Annotated in this window: 14 protein-coding genes and 1 tRNA gene; 8 read left to right on the top strand and 7 right to left on the bottom strand. The window is 53.3% G+C overall.

Annotation, left to right across the window (positions count from 1 at the left end):
• Nucleotides 1-32 precede the first annotated feature (32 nt).
• Complete coding sequence (locus tag IPK01_05430) at nt 33-1679, bottom strand: PAS domain-containing protein (protein ID MBK7932935.1); 1647 nt, start codon at nt 1677-1679, stop codon at nt 33-35.
• Between the two features lie 186 nt (nt 1680-1865).
• Here IPK01_05430 and IPK01_05425 point away from each other — a divergent pair, with 186 nt between their 5' ends.
• The 3 genes from IPK01_05425 (at nt 1866) to IPK01_05415 (ending at nt 5761) form a co-directional block, all read left to right on the top strand.
• On the top strand, nt 1866-2564 hold the full coding sequence (locus tag IPK01_05425; protein MBK7932934.1) for a hypothetical protein: 699 nt from the start codon (nt 1866-1868) through the stop codon (nt 2562-2564).
• 175 nt (nt 2565-2739) lie between these two features.
• The gene (locus tag IPK01_05420; GenBank protein MBK7932933.1) at nt 2740-5604 is read left to right on the top strand and encodes a carboxypeptidase regulatory-like domain-containing protein; all 2865 of its coding nucleotides are present in this window, start codon (nt 2740-2742) and stop codon (nt 5602-5604) included.
• A 69-nt stretch (nt 5605-5673) separates the two neighbouring features.
• A tRNA-Leu gene (locus IPK01_05415) sits at nt 5674-5761 on the top strand.
• A gap of 201 nt (nt 5762-5962) precedes the next feature.
• Here the strand turns inward: IPK01_05415 and IPK01_05410 are convergent.
• A complete protein-coding gene (locus IPK01_05410; protein MBK7932932.1) occupies nt 5963-7306 on the bottom strand; it encodes a hypothetical protein in 1344 nt (447 codons plus the stop codon).
• 207 nt (nt 7307-7513) lie between these two features.
• Between IPK01_05410 and queA the strand changes: the two genes are divergently transcribed.
• The 5 genes from queA (at nt 7514) to IPK01_05385 (ending at nt 11892) form a co-directional block, all read left to right on the top strand.
• Entirely contained in the window at nt 7514-8545 is a 1032-nt protein-coding gene (queA, locus tag IPK01_05405) for a tRNA preQ1(34) S-adenosylmethionine ribosyltransferase-isomerase QueA (protein MBK7932931.1), read from the top strand.
• A gap of 2 nt (nt 8546-8547) precedes the next feature.
• Nucleotides 8548-9081: a ribosomal protein S18-alanine N-acetyltransferase gene (rimI, locus tag IPK01_05400; protein ID MBK7932930.1), complete on the top strand. Its 534-nt coding sequence runs from the start codon at nt 8548-8550 to the stop codon at nt 9079-9081.
• Nucleotides 9078-9728 (top strand): thiamine phosphate synthase, encoded by a 651-nt coding sequence (thiE, locus tag IPK01_05395; GenBank protein ID MBK7932929.1) that lies wholly within the window; start codon nt 9078-9080, stop codon nt 9726-9728. The genes rimI and thiE overlap by 4 nt, the downstream gene beginning before the upstream one ends.
• Before the next feature lie 143 nt (nt 9729-9871).
• Nucleotides 9872-11080, top strand: a complete 1209-nt coding sequence (locus IPK01_05390; protein ID MBK7932928.1) for a PilT/PilU family type 4a pilus ATPase — start codon at nt 9872-9874, stop codon at nt 11078-11080.
• A gap of 80 nt (nt 11081-11160) precedes the next feature.
• On the top strand, nt 11161-11892 hold the full coding sequence (locus IPK01_05385; protein ID MBK7932927.1) for a zinc-ribbon domain-containing protein: 732 nt from the start codon (nt 11161-11163) through the stop codon (nt 11890-11892).
• A 4-nt stretch (nt 11893-11896) separates the two neighbouring features.
• Here the strand turns inward: IPK01_05385 and holA are convergent, their stop codons facing one another.
• From holA to ftsH, 5 genes are all read right to left on the bottom strand, one after another.
• Nucleotides 11897-12943: a DNA polymerase III subunit delta gene (holA, locus tag IPK01_05380; protein ID MBK7932926.1), complete on the bottom strand. Its 1047-nt coding sequence runs from the start codon at nt 12941-12943 to the stop codon at nt 11897-11899.
• Nucleotides 12944-13080: 137 nt separating this feature from the next.
• Nucleotides 13081-13632 (bottom strand): LptE family protein, encoded by a 552-nt coding sequence (locus tag IPK01_05375; GenBank protein MBK7932925.1) that lies wholly within the window; start codon nt 13630-13632, stop codon nt 13081-13083.
• Nucleotides 13629-14300: a hypothetical protein gene (locus IPK01_05370; protein ID MBK7932924.1), complete on the bottom strand. Its 672-nt coding sequence runs from the start codon at nt 14298-14300 to the stop codon at nt 13629-13631. The genes IPK01_05375 and IPK01_05370 overlap by 4 nt, the downstream gene beginning before the upstream one ends.
• Nucleotides 14297-15193, bottom strand: coding sequence for a dihydropteroate synthase (gene folP / locus IPK01_05365; protein ID MBK7932923.1), 897 nt, complete (start codon nt 15191-15193; stop codon nt 14297-14299). Before folP ends, IPK01_05370 begins: the two co-directional genes overlap by 4 nt.
• 81 nt (nt 15194-15274) lie before the next feature.
• Nucleotides 15275-17203: an ATP-dependent zinc metalloprotease FtsH gene (gene ftsH / locus IPK01_05360; GenBank protein MBK7932922.1), complete on the bottom strand. Its 1929-nt coding sequence runs from the start codon at nt 17201-17203 to the stop codon at nt 15275-15277.
• Between the last annotated feature and the right edge of the window lie 115 nt (nt 17204-17318).

Here is a 17318-nt window from a genome sequence, read left to right as displayed (position 1 = left end):
TAGTTAGCGGAAAAATGGAGGGTTCTCAGCAGTTATCGAGCCGCCGGAAGGAAGATGCTGAAGGTCGTGCCTTTGCCGACGTTCGAACGAACGCTTAGGCGGCCGCCGTGTTCTGAGATAATGCCGTAACAGACGGCGAGTCCGAGGCCTGTTCCCTTGCCGACCTCTTTGGTCGTAAAGAACGGCTCGTAGATCTTGGACATATTTTCAGCCGGAATTCCGGTGCCGGTGTCCTCGACCTCGATCACAATTCGCGATCTTTGTTCGAAAACACGAAACGTCAGGTCGCCGCCCTCGGGCATCGCGTCGATCGCATTAGTGGCGAGGACAATAACCGCCTGTTGGATCTGGCCGCCGTCAGAATTTACCGGAGCCAGGTCCGAAGCGACATCGACCGTGATCGAGATGTCACTGCCGCTTTTCTGATGCGAAATGAGGTTTGCCGCCGACCTCACCACTTCGCCGATGTCCGTCGATGTTCGCTCGCCGGTTCGGACGCGGCTGAAATCAAGCAGGCCCGTTGTGATCGTCTTGCAGCGAAACGCTTCGCTTTTGATCAGTCCGAGATATTCGGTCAGGTCATCAGCCGATCGCGAATCCGCAAAATCGCCGTCATCGATACGCTGTTCGAGAGCCTCGGCACAGGCGGCAATGGTTGCGAGCGGGTTGTTTATTTCGTGCACGACACCTGCGGCCAGACGGCCGACCGCCGCGAGTTTTTCGGCACGGCCCACGGCGTGGATCGCTTCGACACGAACGGTGACGTCCTCTCCGACCGTTATCACGTGGGTTACTTCGCCGGTCTCGGCATTGCGCATCGGGACCTTGCTGACGATCCAATGCCTCGTCGAACCGTCATCTGCCACCGTCTGCTGCTCGATCCGTTCGATCTCGCCTGTGCGGAATGCTCGCTCGAATTCCTGCCGCAAACGGCCCTGCGGATAACGCGCCAATACGTTGAACACATCTCGCCCGATCGCCGAATCGCGCGGGATGCCTTGTACACCTACCTCTCGGTGACGGTTCCATGTCACGATCCGATAGTCACGATCGACGACGTAGAGTGAGACCGGCAGCGAATCGAGAACAGCCTCAGTAAATTTGCGGTGCTCTTCGCGGGCTTGGTTGATCGAACTGTTGAGCGTTGATTCGTAATGGGCCGACAGATTTACGCTCATCGCGGCCATTTGAGTTGCAGCGTCGATAAGTTTTGAAACCTGATCCGTAAGGTCTGCTCTATCGGCAAAGGCGGTCACGATCGCTCCTTTGATCTCGCCGTCGATATGCAGAGGGCAGACGTATTCCGCCGCATGTCCTGTATCCGCGATCATGAATTCGCTCTTCTCTTCTTCGCAATAGCCGATCTGCGGCGGCAAAAACGACAGCCACTTTTCGAACCGCTTCCGCATCAAACGGTCAGCCGCCGATGAGCCGTCTGCAACCGATGAACTGCTGATCAGACCAATGCTTTTGAGTTCCGCGGCAAAAACACACGCCGACGCACCGACGCCTTCGAGCAGAGCATCGGCAACGCGGTTAGCGACTTTTTTGGGGTGAACTATGAACAACAAACTGCGGCCAAGATCCGAAATAAATCTCAGATCGCTGGCTGCGTCGTTGGTCGGCGTGTCAGTATGCGCGAGGCGCACGCCTTTTTTCGGCGGCGGTGAAATCAGCATTTATAGTTGGCCGCGGGCGGCGTTTGTGGAAACCAGGGTATCGGGCAAGGCAAACTTACGGCTTGAGAAGCTAAAGAACCTCCTTTCCAATTACAAACGATTTTAAACATTTTGTCAACAGTTTTAACGGCAGGGAATCGGCGTTGACAGTCGGTTTTATTAAGCCGAAAATGTAACTTCATGCAAATGCATCTAAGAATTTCCAAATGTTGGGTCGCGGGCGGCATATTTTCTGCAATATTGATGGTATTTGCGGTATTTTCGACATCTGCCACCGGCCAGGAGATAGTCGATAAGACGGTAGCAACTGTCCAAGACGGTGTTCGCACCGAATTGATCACATATTCCGATCTAAAATGGCAGCTCGCACTCCAGCCCGACGTTCCGCTCGACCCTCCCCGCAGCGAAGACCTGAACCGGGCACTTCGGACACTGATAGACCAGCGGATCTTTGCTCTCGAGGCCGAAAGGTTCCCGCGGCCGGGCCCGACCGAAGAGCAGATATCCGCAGCAATTGCCAAAACGCTGACCTATTTCCCTTCAACAGCAGTTTTCGAAACACGTTTGAAACAAGTTGGCTTCCGCTCGGTGAAAGATGATAATTTCGAACGGATCATCGCCCAACGGCTGTCTATCGAAAATTATATCGACTTTCGTTTTCGCTCATTTGTGGTGGTAACTCCCGACGAAGTTTCCCGTTACTATCGAGATGTTTTCGTGCCCGAATTTACCCGCCGAAACAGCGGTCGAGGCGTTCCGACACTCGAAGAGAAGCGCGATGCGATACGGGCGATCCTGATCGAGGAACGTGTCGCTGCGAGGATCGAGAGTTTTCTTGACGAAGCAAAGAGGCGAGTGGAGATCGAAGTCTTGATCGAAGTTTAGCCGCCGAAGCCGCAAAGGCTCCAAAAAAATAGTTCACAGAGTCCAGAGAAGTTCAAAGCCGTTTCGGTCTTGCTGCGATCGTTCCCGACCGCTGCAGCTTTCGCCGCTTTTTCTTGTTTCCACGCCGGTTTGGAACTATTATTGAACAACATTCTCCGGTAGGAATCACCTCGCGATGAAACTAAGAGCGGCATTGATATTTGGTTTGATTGTCGTTTCGGCGGCACTTCTGGCCCGGTATACTGAGGCGGAAAAGACGGTAAACCGAAACGAACCGGTAGATGGGCCGGTGTTCGAAACCGCTGCGGTATTTGCTGAATCTGCACGCATCGGCACGTTCCTTTCACCGCCAAAGCGGACGGACGGAGTGCTTCCGGCAGTCAAAGCTGACAACTCTGCACCGGCAGCTGGCCGCATGCCCCCGAATGGTGTTCGAAACTCCGACGGAGCGATCGCTCAGATGTCCGCCGAGAATATGCCTTCACCGTCGCTTACCTTTGACGGTATGTCCAATTACGACAATGTCACTGCATTCAATCTACTGATCATACCGCCGGATATGACAGGTGATGTTGGGCCGGACCACTATGTTCAGGTTGTAAATACCTTGTTTAGGGCGTATGACAAAAATGGCGGAGCGTTGATGCCGCCGACACCTCTTAGTTCGCTATTTGCACCGCTCAACACCGTTTGTTCTACCCGCAACGACGGCCTGCCGGTCGTGCTCTATGATCCAATGGCGGACCGTTGGCTGATAAGCCAATATTGTCAGGCGTTTCCGCCGTTTCGACAGATGATCGCTGTGTCCAAGACCGGCGACCCGACCGGTGCCTATTATGTTTACGAATTTGCGATGCCGAACATAAGGATCAACGATTTTGCAAAATTTGGTGTCTGGCCTGATGGATATTACATGTCTACGGAAGAGTTTATCGGCTCAGACTATGCCGGTACCGGGATGTTTGCCTTTGACCGCAGCAAGATGCTTGCCGGTGATCCGACAGCGGGATATGTCTATTTCTCTCGGCCGTCATTTTCGACCGCTCGATTGGGAAATATCCTGCCTTCCGACATGGATGGACTGCGGGCTCCGGCTCCCGGAGCACCAAATGTATTCGCGAGCTTTTCGGCAACCGAATACGGCGATGCGGTCGATGCGATCAGGCTGTTCGATTTCCGCGTTCACTTTTCCGAGCCCCTAAATTCGACATTTACTGAACGTCCGGAAAGCCCGATCCCGGTCGCCGCATTCGACCCGACCAGCCCGCCGGATCGGACGGATATCACTCAGCCGGCTCCGGGCGAGAGGCTTGATGCGAACAGCGATCGCTTGAATTACCGGCTCGCATATCGCAATTTGGGAACGAGCGAATCGCTTGTCGTAAATCAAACGGTTCGCGTTTCACCGTCCGAGCCTTACAGGGCCGGAGTTCGCGTGTACGAACTGAGACGGTCAGGCGGAGCCTTTTCCGTGACTGATCAGGCGACCATTGGCGACACAACGTCATCTCGCTGGATAGGCAGTGCAGCTCAAGATCATCAAGGCAACATTGCCGTCGGGTATAACTATGTTTCGGAAGAAAAAAGGCCTTCGATCTTCTATTCCGGCCGTCTGGCTTCCGATCCGCCGGGTACTTACCGAAGCGAGGCATCACTTATTGACGGAACGGGTGTGCAAAAGGCGTTTGGATGGCGGTGGGGCGATTATTCCAGCCTGAGCGTTGATCCTGTCGACGATTGTACGTTTTGGCAGACCGGCGAGTACTACACACAGGCGAGTCAGGATTTCAGTGATTTCACTTGGTTGAGCCGAATTGGCCGATTTAAGTTTGCGGAATGTACGCCGGCTCCCCGAGCGACGATCGCCGGAACGGTCACAAATGCTGTTACCGGCTCGCCGATCGCTGAAGCCGCGATCAGCGCATTTCCGCATACACGGAGCACCTCGGCAACAGGCTCCTACGGTCCAATAAATGTGTTGCCGGGCAGCTACGAGATCACCGCGACAAAACGCGGGTTTCGTCAGGGCTCGGCTGTTATTCCGGTCACCGAAGGCGAGGCGGCCGTCCGCAACTTTGCCTTGCAACCGGTCGCTGTAATTGAAAATGCGGGCCTTGAGTTTGTCAGCGAAAGCTGCCGCGTGAACCGTGTGGCCGAACCGGGAGAAACGATCACGGTCAATTTATCGCTGCGCAACACCGGCTTGGCCGCTGCCCAGAACCTCAGGGCAAACATCGTTGCTATCAACGGCATTACAAATGCGAGTCCGACGCAGACGTACGGAGCAATGCCGCCGGGCGGGCCGGTGGTAACGCGGGAGTTTACCTTTACCGTATCTCCCTCCGTGAACTGCGGGGATCCGCTGATGCTTCTGATCGACCTTGTTGACGGGTTCCTGTCGCTGGGTATCTTGCAAATACCAATCGCCAGCGGCGAACCTCGAATCGCGTTCAGTCAAAATTTCGATCGAACCTCGCCTGCCGTTCTGCCTGTTCGCTGGTCCAGGAGTGCGACCGGTGCGGCTGTGAATTGGACCGTTTCATCTCGCCGTTCCCAGTCGGGCTCGAAGTCAGCATTCTCGCCCGATCCTCTACAGATCGGGCTTAACGAAATGGTCTCACCGGCATTTACGGTATCATCGCCGAATGCAAAACTGTCCTTTAGAAATTGGTATGAATTTGAGACGACGTTCCTTCGAAACCGACTCTATGACGGGTCGGTGCTGGAAATAAGGATCGGCAGCGGCGAATGGGCCGATATTATTGCGGCGGGCGGAAGGTTCGAATCCGGCGGCTACGACGGGCTGCTCGATTCATGCTGCCAAAATCCTCTCGGCGGTCGTCTTGGCTGGTCGGGACGGAGCGGCATCGAACAGACGTCTGAGTTCGTCACCACGACCGTACGTCTGCCGGCATCAGCGGCCGGCCAAACGACACAGCTCCGATGGCGTGTCGGGACTGACATTGGCGGGTTTCGCGAGGGTCAGTATATAGATGACTTGGTCGTCACCGACGGTTTCACTTGCGGCTGCAGCAACTGACACTGCACCTTCTCGTTCGCTGCGTCTTGACCTGCGATTCGAAGAAAAGTATTATTTTTAGTTCACCTTGCCGGGGTGGCGAAATTGGTATACGCACTAGACTCAAAATCTAGCGGGCTTAACGCCCATGTCGGTTCGACTCCGACCCTCGGTACCATCTTCTCAAGAAAGTTGTAGCCTTATCAGATCGAATTGTGTAATATTGTCATCACTGGGGGTGATAATATGAAAAAACAATTAACAATGGTGGTTACAAGCTAAATTTAGCCCCGATATTTCGGGGCTATTTCAAATCGAAAAGAGCCGGATGTCATTGCGACATCCGGCTCTTTTCTTTGTTAAATAAGCTGTCCAAAGCTTAGTTTCTGACGTAGTTGATCGTCTGGCCGTCGGTGGTCGAAACGGTACGGAAACCGTTGCCTTGACGATAGACACGAGCGGTGTTTACACCGATCGTCAGCATGGAGCCATTGATCGTTCCCGACGTCGAAGAAGCGCCGCTGTTCACAGTCACGAACACATTTCCGTCACGGTTGATCGTCATGATGATCATATCGCCGTTAGGTGCATTTGTAGCCCGGAATGTACCGATCGCCCAGCTTGGCGGACGACCGCCGGTGTTGCCGCCGCCGCCCCAGCTGTTACGGCTGTATTGGATCGTTTCACGATTTGATGTACTGACAGTTTCGAGGCCCGCATTGGTCCGGTTTACCTGTGCTGAGTTGTATCCGAACGTGATCACACCGCGATAATAGGTACCGTAATTGATCGAACCGCCGACGTTTGATGTTGCACGGCCGCTCGAATCTATCGTCAGCGTGATCTGGGTTCCGTTTGGAGCGATCCCGTAGAATGTCCCCTGTGCCCAACTCGGAGGAGTACTTGTCTGGCCGCCGGTGTTGCCGCCGTCCCATCCGCCGCCCCAATTGTTGCGGCTATATTGGATCGTTTCACGATTTGATGTGCTGACGGTCTCGAGACCGTTGTTCGTCCGGTTTACACGGGCTGAGTCATAGCCAAACGTGATGAGACCACGATTGTACGTACCGTAATTGATCGAACCGCCGATGTTTGATGTCGCACGGCCATTAGAGTCGATCGTAAGGATGATCCGAGTACCGTTAGGGGCAGTTCCGTAGAATGTTCCCTGGGCCCAACTCGGAGGAGTACTTGTCTGGCCGCCGGTATTGCCGCCGTTCCAGCCGCCGCCGTTCCAATTACCGCCATTCCAGCCGCCGCCATTGAGGCCAGGCAGGTCGTATGTATCGGCCAGCGTGTTGACATCGTTTCGCATCGCGTTCCATTGGCGTTCAAGCGTCCGTCGGAACGAGATCGAATTCATCATCGTGTTGACATTTTGTCCTTGGCGGACAACATCAGACACCTCGTTGCGCGTTTCCCACCAGGAATTTGTACGGTTAAAGTCGCGTCGCAATTCGTCCAATGCATTCTCAAAATCACGAACATTTGCATTGTACTGATCTTCGGCACTTGTGCCATTGTACCGGCTGTTATCCATCGCTTTGTCGAAATCCCGACGGAACTTATCACTGCTGTTTTCGAGCTTGGCGATGATGCCGCTTACCTGAGCTTTTGAATAACGTGTCTGATACCGAAGTGTGCCCTGTGCCATCGCTGTAAGCGATGCCGCGGCCATTATCACGACCGTAAATATCGAAATGTTAAATAATCTGCTTTTCATACTGTCCTCCTGGTCACTTGGCTTTTTCGCAAAAGCCGGCGAAATGAACGCCCACCCGACTTTGGGTAGCGTCCGCTAATTATTGATACAATTATCAATTAAAACGATGCCAACTAATTTTTGGCACATTTAGAGCATATGATTGGATTATATTCCAATCTACTCATTGCCTCAACTAATTGATGGCTCGTGTCTTACAGTTTCACTATGCGGATCTCCGAATTTGATTACGAATTGCCGCCCGAATTGATCGCTCAAACGGCGGCCGAGCGTCGCGATGGCTCGCGAATGCTTGTCGTTGACCGGACCTCGGGCAGCTTTGAGGATCAATCGTTCACTGATCTTCCTGTGTTTGTCCGTTCGGGTGACCTGATCGTGGTCAATAATACAAAGGTCTTTCCCGCGCGTCTTATCGGCCGGTCCGAAACCGGAGCGAGGATCGAGGCATTCCTTGTTGCTGAGACGAGCGATGGTTGTTGGGACGTATTGGCCAAGCCGGCCAAACGTCTGCATCAGGGCAAACGTATTATTTTTGACAAACGACTCTCTGCCGTTGTTATCGAAAAGCTTTCCGACGGTAAAGTGCGCCTCAATTTTGAATCGGACGGTGATTTTTACGACATCTTGAACGGCATCGGCCGCACGCCGCTTCCGCCGTATATCAAACGCGACCAAACGAACGTCGATACTGACAGAGAGCGGTATCAGACCGTTTACGCTAAGGAACGCGGAGCGATCGCGGCTCCGACGGCCGGATTGCATTTTACCCCGGCGATGTTTGACCTGCTGAGGAATGCCGGTGCAGAGATCGCCGAGATCACCTTGCATGTCGGCTATGGAACCTTCGAGCCCATAAGGGCCGAAGATCTCGCCGATCATCACGTTTCCCCCGAGTCATACAGTATCAGTGACCACACGGCTGATATGCTGGACCGAGCCAAGTCTGAAGGGCGACGGATCATCGCGGTGGGTACGACGACGACCAGAGCACTGGAAAGCTCGATCACAGCAACCGGAATATTCGGATCCGGGCATTCCCTTGCTGAACTGACGCTCAGGCCGGGATACAAATTTCGGGCGGTCGATGCTCTGCTTACTAATTTTCACCTGCCGCAGAGCTCGTTGCTGTTACTGACATCGTCTTTTGGCGGACATGGATTGATAATGGATGCGTATCGTCATGCCGTCCGCGAGCGATATCGCTTTTACAGCTACGGCGACTGTATGTTAATTGTTTAACGATGGCCGTATTGACCACAATTCGAAATTTCTTTTCGGCACCGCTCGCAGCCGAGCCGGACATCATCGTCCCCGCACGGCCGACCACGTACTCGATACATCCGTTGACGATCGACCAGCTCAAGGAAGTTCTGCGGCTAAATATTCGCTGCTTTCGCAATGGAGACAATTACACCAAGCACACGTTCGATTACTTGTTGAATGAGCCGCGGACATTGAGCTATCGGATGCTTGCCGAAAATGGCGAGATGGTCGCTTTTGCCTTCGTAATGGAAAGTGACAACGGATCGGCACACCTCACAACGATCGGGGTCGCTCCGGAACATCGACGCCGCGGGCTCGCTGAAAAACTGCTTTTGCACATTGAGAAGGCGGTACATTCCCGCGGCCTGGCGACGATCATGCTCGAGGTTCGTGTCGGCAATAACCCGGCACAAGAACTCTATCGACGAAATGGTTACACGATCGTGCAACGGGTGAACAAATATTACACCAACGGTGAAGATTGTTTTCTGATGATGAAAGGCCTGTTTTGAACACTCGAAACGTGAAATTCGCAATTCCGGAGATCTATCCGATAACCGATACTCAATTATCGGGCCTTTCTCACACCGAACAGGCCCGACGTTTGATCGAAGGCGGTGCTCGGATCATTCAGCTCCGCGAAAAATACGCTTCTCCTCTTGATTGGTTTGACGATGCTCGAGCAGCAGCGAAATTGTGCAGACAGAATGATGTCGTTCTGATCGTCAACGACCGCGTTGATATTGCAATGGCGATCGATGCCGACGGCGTCCATCTCGGTCAAACGGATCTGCCGCCTGTCGCTGCTCGCCGTCTTCTCGGAAAGGTTCCGATCATCGGTTATTCAACCCATTCGATCGTACAGGTGCGCGATGCCCTCGAGTTTGACATTGACTATCTCGCTTTCGGCCCCATATTCTCAACAACTACGAAAGCAGATCCTGACGACATCGTAGGCATCGACTTGCTCCGTGAGGTTCGGGAGATCGCCGGCCGTCTGCCGCTGGTCGCGATCGGCGGTATTGATCTTAATAATGCAGCTTCTGTCCTTGCGGCAGGTGCCGATTCGATAGCTGTCATCAGCGGTCTTTTGGCAAATGGCTCAACGATCGCTGAGCAAACTCGAAAGTTCATTTCGCTGAGTGTTAAAACAGTTTAGTTGTTGTACAAAATTATCTTGCATTTTCTCTATTAGATGGTTCATAATAGGAAACGGCAAAGCGGCTCGCCCTTGACACGTCTTTGTTGGTCCAAGTCTCAGTCCTGCCTTGTTTCAATTCGATCCGGGAGTAGATCCATCAAATGAGTTTGCTAGACATAGCGCCCATAATTGAGCAGATGCTGCTCATTTCAGACAACGTCTCTGACCTCAATTTTTCGGCCAATCAAAAGCCCCAGGTCGAGATCAACGGTGTTCTTTATCCGACATCGCCGATCGGTTTAGGTAAATTGACACCCTATCAAACCGAAATGATCGCGATGTCTCTGCTTCGGGATAATCCGGATGCGGCCAATCACCTTTGGAAGAACCGTACCGCCGATCTCAGCTACGCCTTGCCGGGCAAATGCCGTTTTCGTGTAAATATTTTCCAGCAGCGGAGTTCTTTCTCGATCGTGATGCGTGTCATCCCGCATCAGATACCTGATTTTAATTCGCTGCGGTTGCCGAAAACGCTCGAAGACATCGCCGAGATACGCAACGGCATCGTTCTGCTCACCGGGCCGACCGGTTCGGGTAAGAGTTCGACGCTCGCAGCGATCATCGATCGTATAAACGAGATCAAGGCATATCACATCGTGACGATCGAAGACCCGATCGAATTTCTGCACAACCACAAAAAATCGACCATCAACCAACGCGAGGTCGGTGCCGATACCAAAGATTTTGCCTCCGCACTTCGCGCCGCACTTAGACAGGCTCCAAAAGTGATCCTCGTCGGCGAAATGCGTGACCTCGAGACCGCTGAGATCGCTCTCGAAGCCGCAGAAACGGGCCACCTTGTGCTCTCGACGCTCCACACGATCGACGCCTCAAAAACGATCGACCGTATCGTCGGGCTTTATCCGAAGAATGAAGAGCGGATCATCCGAACGCGGCTTGCCCAGACATTTCGCTACATCGTATCGCAGCGTTTGATCCCGCGTGCAGACGGCAAAGGCCGTATGGCTGCCGTCGAGATACTTAAATCAAATCCCCGAACCCGCGAATATATCGAAAAGGGCGAAAGCGAAGGCAAGTCATTGCTTGATGCGATCCGCGACGGCGAGATCGATGGAATGCAGGATTTCGATTCGGTCATTCGCGACATGATCGACCGCGGAGACATTTCGATGGATGACGGCCTGTCATTTGCAACCAATCAAAACAACTTGCTGCTCCAGCTCAAAGGCCTTTCATCGACCGAAGATTATTCGACCGCGAACCGACCTCAACAGGCAAAGAACCACGCGTCGGCACCGCCTCCGCCGCCCGCGTCGAATCCTGATTCGGTATTGAACATGATGGAATAGATCTATTTTCAGTAGCCAGTCGCCTTTCAATGGACATGAACTGAATACTGAATGTTGACCACTGACAAACGACCACTGCTATGATAATACGCTGCGATAACTGCTCTGTTTCTCTACAGTTAGACGAATCCAAGATACCCAGCGGCAACTTTACCGTTCGGTGCCCTAGATGCCAGAACATGCTCCGCGTTCAAAAGGATGCGGCCGGCCGAGGACTCTCGACCGTGCAGCAGCTCGAATCGAGCCAGCCCGCATCGGCAGTTCCCGACGGCGCACAGGAATTTGCCGAAAAGGAATCAGGCATTCAGATCAACAGCGCATTGCGTTCGCTGATGTCGGCACTTAAATCGGACAAGGGCGTTCTTGAAAGCGACGAGGAACAAAACGAAAAGCCCCGCCGAATCCTGCTCTGTCTGGGCGCAAAACTCGACGAGACCGCAAAGCTGCTATCGTCGTCCGGTTACAAGGTGTATGTCGCCCAAACACCGGCCCAGGCAAACGAACGGCTCCGCGAAGGAAAGACGGAAATGCTGATATTCTCGCCGGATTTTGCTCCCGAATTGGGCGGAGCGGCTGTGATCCAGCAAAAGGCCAATGCGATGTATTCGTCCGAACGCCGCCGGCTTTTCCTGGTATCGCTCGAAGATTCGGCAGCAACGATGAATGCCCACGACGCGTTTCTGAGAAATCTGAATTTGGTAGTAAACACCCAAGATCTCGCTCAATTGCCGCTAATTTTGAATCGCTCGGTTGGCGATTATAACGATCTCTACAATTATTTTAATCGGGCCGCCGGCCTGTCACCGATCTAAACTGTTACATTGAGGCAAGTTCACAGACGAGCATTTCGATCTGCATCCGCGATCCTGTCGGCCCGCCGCCGCCAAGCGAAGATTTAAGGGCGATGTCGGTCTCGGCTATGCGCTTTAGCGCGTGGGCGAGTTTTTTGGCGCCGATCTGACGTGCGGCTTTGAGAAAATCTTCCTGATCGCTGTACCGCAGGTTCATTACACGAGCCACCTCGCGGCGGTCCATTCCCCTCGACATCATGTCCGCGACCATCAGCAGTCGCCTGAAATTGTATGAGATCAGGCCGAGCAGCATTACCGGCTCGGCACCGTCATCAAGGACCTTGTGCAGCACCGTCAATGCCTTTGCCTTATTTTTGCGAACGATCTGATCGGTCAAAGCAAAATTGGTGATCTCGCGTGTATTTGGAACGAGAGCATCGATCAGATTGGCGGTTACAACGGCCTCGGGCATCGCTGCGGCCGAGAGTTTTTCGACCTCGTTCGTCAATCGGCGGACATTCGGGCCGACGAGCGAAACAAGATAACGTACAGCAGCGTGATCGATCTTGATACCGTGTTCAGCAAAACCTCGTTGGGCCGCCCTTGCAAGTTCCTCGTCCTCGAGGATCGAAAATTCGACAGCTCCGGGCTGAGAACGAAGCAATTTGCCCATTTTTTTGACGCCGTTAAGGTCGTCCGAAATGAAAATGACCGTTGACGTCGGCGAAGGGTTATCGAGATATCGCCGCAAGGCCGGCTCATGCTCTTCTTTGATCGTGTCCGTCTTGCCGCCGGCAGTTACTCGTACATCGGTAATTCGTATCACACGCCGGGACGCCATCATCGGCAGCTGATCAGCTGCCCCCAACGCCCGCTGCAGATTCTCGTCCGAATTGAGGCTGAATTCGTCCTCATTGAAATCACGCAGGTCGCCCTCGCTAAAGCATTTGTCCGCGATAGCCTTTACAGCCTTGTCGCGCAGCTGCGTCTCAACGCCAAAGAGCACATAGACCGGCAATATCTCGCCGCCCTTCAACTGATTCCAAAGCTGTTCCCTGGTCAACACCGCCATAAAAAGAGTAAATTGCCGCGAAAAGGCAGGGAGTTAGCCACAGATAATACAGATAAGCACAGATCCGAAGAAAGTAAGCTCTATGAAGTCATTTTCTGATCCTTCTTCGTCCGTGTGTATCTGTGGCAAATTATTTCCTATTTCTTCTCTTCATTCACCCCGATACCGTTCACCACAGCCGAAACGACGGATTCGGCGAAGGCACGTGCCATGCGTTCAACGGACGGGTCTTCTTCGTTAAAGAACGAACGCGGATCCTCGCTAAATTCGAACGAATCGCGAAACACGAAATTCTGATTGTCGTAGAGTATCGTGTTCTGCTTCAGGTCGCGGATCGTGACCGAGCCGATGATCGTCACTTCATAAACGCGGGCACGGCCTTCGCGGTCGAGCAAAACGCCCGAAAAGCTGAAGTCGCGTATCGTGCCCTCGACAACCGCATCCGCACCAGTACGTGTTCCTTGCACTTTGATCCCGTTGCCGCGGCGAATGATCTCTCGCGTTACGGCCTCGGTAAATCGCGATTCGACACGGTACCGCATCCCTTTCGCCTCAAACTGAAACGCCGGTACCGCGACCGTCTTGATATTCTTAGGCAAACCGGAGTTGGTCACCGGTTTGTAGCACTCGGTGAAACCTGAGACAAAAAGAAACGCGATGATGGCCGGTAATACTTTTAGATATTTCATTTTGCTAATGAACCGGCACTTCCCGCACCGGCCTTTGATCGCCTGAGGACGAATACGCCAAAAAAGATCAACGCCAACGTCAGCAGCGAACCGCCCACGACCGTCGCCCAAAATGCAGGTGTCTTTGGTTCGTTCGAATAATATGGGTCGGTCGTGCCGGCGGTTTTGCTTTCTGCTTGTCCACCCGAGACCAGTACAGCCTTTATCCCGCTGTCGCCATCCTTTTCAATACGGTAGAACGGATCTTTCCACTTGCTCGCTTCGGCGGTTGGCACGTCGCGAACGAAGCTGTGATCGATCAGCTTGATCGTCCCCGGAACCGTGCCGTCGGCGATCGCCTTCTGCATCGGATTCAGACGGTCGCCCGACGGCTCTTCGTTCATGCCGGCCAGGGCCTTTTTCGGAACCGCGAGAAAAGTGCCGTTTCGGTACAGGGCTCCGCCGCCCATCGACGAAATGGTCACCTTTTCACCTTTCTTGAGTGTGTATTCCTTGAGATCGAAGCCGTTTTTGAGAAAGAATCGGTAGTCCGCGAGGTCTTCGGCAGGTTCGACGATAATGCTCAGCGACACACGGTTGTAGCCCGGATCGGGCGGCACGTCAGCGAACGCCGAAGCGAAAAACGCACAAATAACTAAGACGATGACGAGCGGCTGTAATTTCTTCATACCTTCATTTCTCCTTCGATCGCGGCGGCGGTCATTATCGCAGCGACCGTCTCTTTCACATCATGCACGCGGACGATCTTTGCTCCGTTTTGAACGGCAATTAGCGCCGAAGCGATACTGCCGCCCAAACGCTCCGACGGTGGAACACCGCCCAATATCTTGCCGATAAACGACTTACGCGATGTGCCGACGAGTATCGGAAATTCTGCAAATTCGTTTACCAGTCTATCAAGTTTCGCTATCAACTCTAAGTTTTGCTCAAGTGTTTTACCAAACCCGATACCGACGTCCAGAACAATATTCGCGTCCGCTACCCCCGCAGCTTTTGCCTCATTGACGGATCGTTTTAGATCGGCGGAAACCTCCGCAAAGATGTCCTCGACCGGCGGTTTGGAATGCATCGTTTCAAAGTGGCCGCACGAGTGCATCAGCACTAGACCTGCATTCGTCTGCGCAGCAACATCTGCGATCTCCGCATCGAACCGAAGCCCCGAAATGTCATTGATTATCTCTGCGCCGGCATCCATCGCAGCGGCAGCAACGTGTGATTTGCTCGTATCTATCGACACAGCAACATCAAACCGCTTCGCGATCGCCTCGATCACGGGCACAACACGCTCGATCTCAACCTCCGCCGAAACTCGCTCGCTCCCCGGCCGTGTCGATTCGCCGCCGATGTCGATAATATCGGCACCTTCCCCTATCAGCATTTCAGCCTGCCGCAACGCGTCATCAACCGCCAAAAACGCCCCGCCGTCAGAAAAACTGTCCGGCGTAACATTCAATATCGCCATCACCAACGCACGGTCGAGGCTGATCTGTCGGCGTGAGGTTTGCCAGATGGCAGAAACACGAACGGTAGGGAGCGAGCTACGTTGTACAGGATGATTCATACATCAAAAAAGAACCGGGTTCGAAAAACGACCCCGGTTCTTGGTATTTTATACACTCTCAAAACGGCCCGCGTTTCTGCCTTAGGCCGTTGCGGGCGTTGGCAGGATCGGTTTTTTGAAAGGATTGTTCGATGTCTCTTCCGTTTCCGGCGTTCCGCCGTCATTCGTCGTCGAAGGCGAATCGTCGCGGTCGAGCGGCAATCCGGCGACTACGCGGCGGATCTGAACTGCATCGAGCGTTTCAAATTCGAGCAGTGCTTCGGCAAGGCGGATCATCGCGTCTTTGTTGTCCTTGATGATCTTTTCGGCCCGAGCGTATTGCTGTGAGACTATCTTTTGCACTTCCTGATCGATCTTTATCGCGGTGTCCTCGGAGTAATCACGATGCTGCGAGATCTCGCGTCCGAGAAAGATCTGCTCCTCCTTTTTGCCGAAGGTCATCGGCCCGAGGTCTGACATACCGTATTCGCAAACCATCGCACGAGCGATCTCTGATGCACGTTCGATATCGTTCGAAGCACCGGTCGTGATGCTGCCGATGAAAACATCCTCGGCAATACGTCCGCCCATCGAGGTCGCGATCTGGCCGAGCAAGAATTCCTTGGTCGCACTCAGACGGTCTTTCTCCGGCAGATACATCGTCACGCCGAGAGCCATTCCGCGTGGAATGATCGTCACCTTGTGGACAGGGTCCGAATTCGGCACCTTGAGGCCGACCAGCGTGTGGCCCGCTTCGTGATATGCCGTTATGCGTTTTTCCTCGTCCGAGATGACCATGCTCCGGCGTTCTGCGCCCATCATGACCTTGTCCTTGGCGATCTCAAAATCGTTCATCGCGACCACTTTTTTGTTAAAACGAGCAGCATTGAGTGCCGCTTCATTAACAATATTCGCGAGGTCGGCTCCGGTAAATCCGGGCGTTCCGCGAGCGATCACGTTGATATCGACGGCTTCGTCGAGCGGGATCTTGCGGGTGTGGACCTTGAGAATTCCCTCGCGTCCACGAACATCAGGCCGACCGACGACAACGCGTCGGTCAAATCGACCCGGCCTCAGAAGCGCAGGATCGAGCACGTCAGGCCTGTTTGTCGACGCGACGAGTATCACACCGTCATTCGATTCAAAACCGTCCATTTCGACTAGCAGTTGGTTGAGAGTCTGTTCACGTTCATCGTGACCGCCGCCCAGGCCGGCACCGCGGTGGCGTCCGACGGCATCGATCTCGTCGATAAAGATGATGCAAGGAGCATTTTTCTTACCCTGTTCAAAAAGATCTCGAACACGCGAAGCTCCGACGCCGACAAACATCTCGACGAAGTCAGAACCTGAAATTGAAAAGAAAGGAACGTTAGCTTCGCCGGCGACAGCCTTGGCAAGCAAGGTTTTACCGGTTCCCGGAGGGCCCACCATCAGGACACCCTTAGGGATCTTGCCGCCGAGCTTCTGGAATTTTTGCGGATCTTTTAGAAACTCGATGATCTCGACGAGTTCTTCTTTTGCCTCTTCGACGCCGGCGACATCCTTAAATGTGATGCGCTTTTGCTGATTGTTGAGCAGTTTTGCCTTAGATTTTCCAAAGCTCAAGGCCTTGTTTCCACCGGCCTGCATCTGCCGCAGCGTGAAAAGCAAAAATCCCATCAAGAGCAGGAACGGCAAGAACTGGATCAACATTATCCAGCCCCAACCTTCGCTCTTGGGCTCGTCGGTCGTCTTGATCTGAGCGGTCTGGTTTTCCTTGTTAAACTCGTCGACCTTTTTGCCGAGCATTTCGCGGGTCGCGTCGCTGCCGACTATCGTTACGAACTTATTACCCGAAGCATCAGTGAATTCGACCTGCGATTGTTTAAAGAACGCTTCGTTGATCTCTTTATTGTTGATGCGGGTGATCGCCATGTCGATCGACAATTCTGCCGGCGGTTTTGTCTGTTTGGTCTGCAGGAACCACACAAACACCAGCGCACTCGAGATGATCATCAACCACAATAAAACTTGCTTTGCTTTAGAACTCAATTTACAGCCTCCAATTCACTTTCATCCGAAAGTATCACGTTCACATTTGATGAAAGTCTGCCCATAAGCGTTGTTATGCAAAACACGTAAGAGCGTTTTTCACGTCAACCTTTGA

Source organism: Acidobacteriota bacterium (assembly GCA_016713675.1).
Lineage (GTDB): Bacteria > Acidobacteriota > Blastocatellia > Pyrinomonadales > Pyrinomonadaceae > OLB17.
This window is presented reverse-complemented; position numbering and strand designations above follow the sequence as displayed.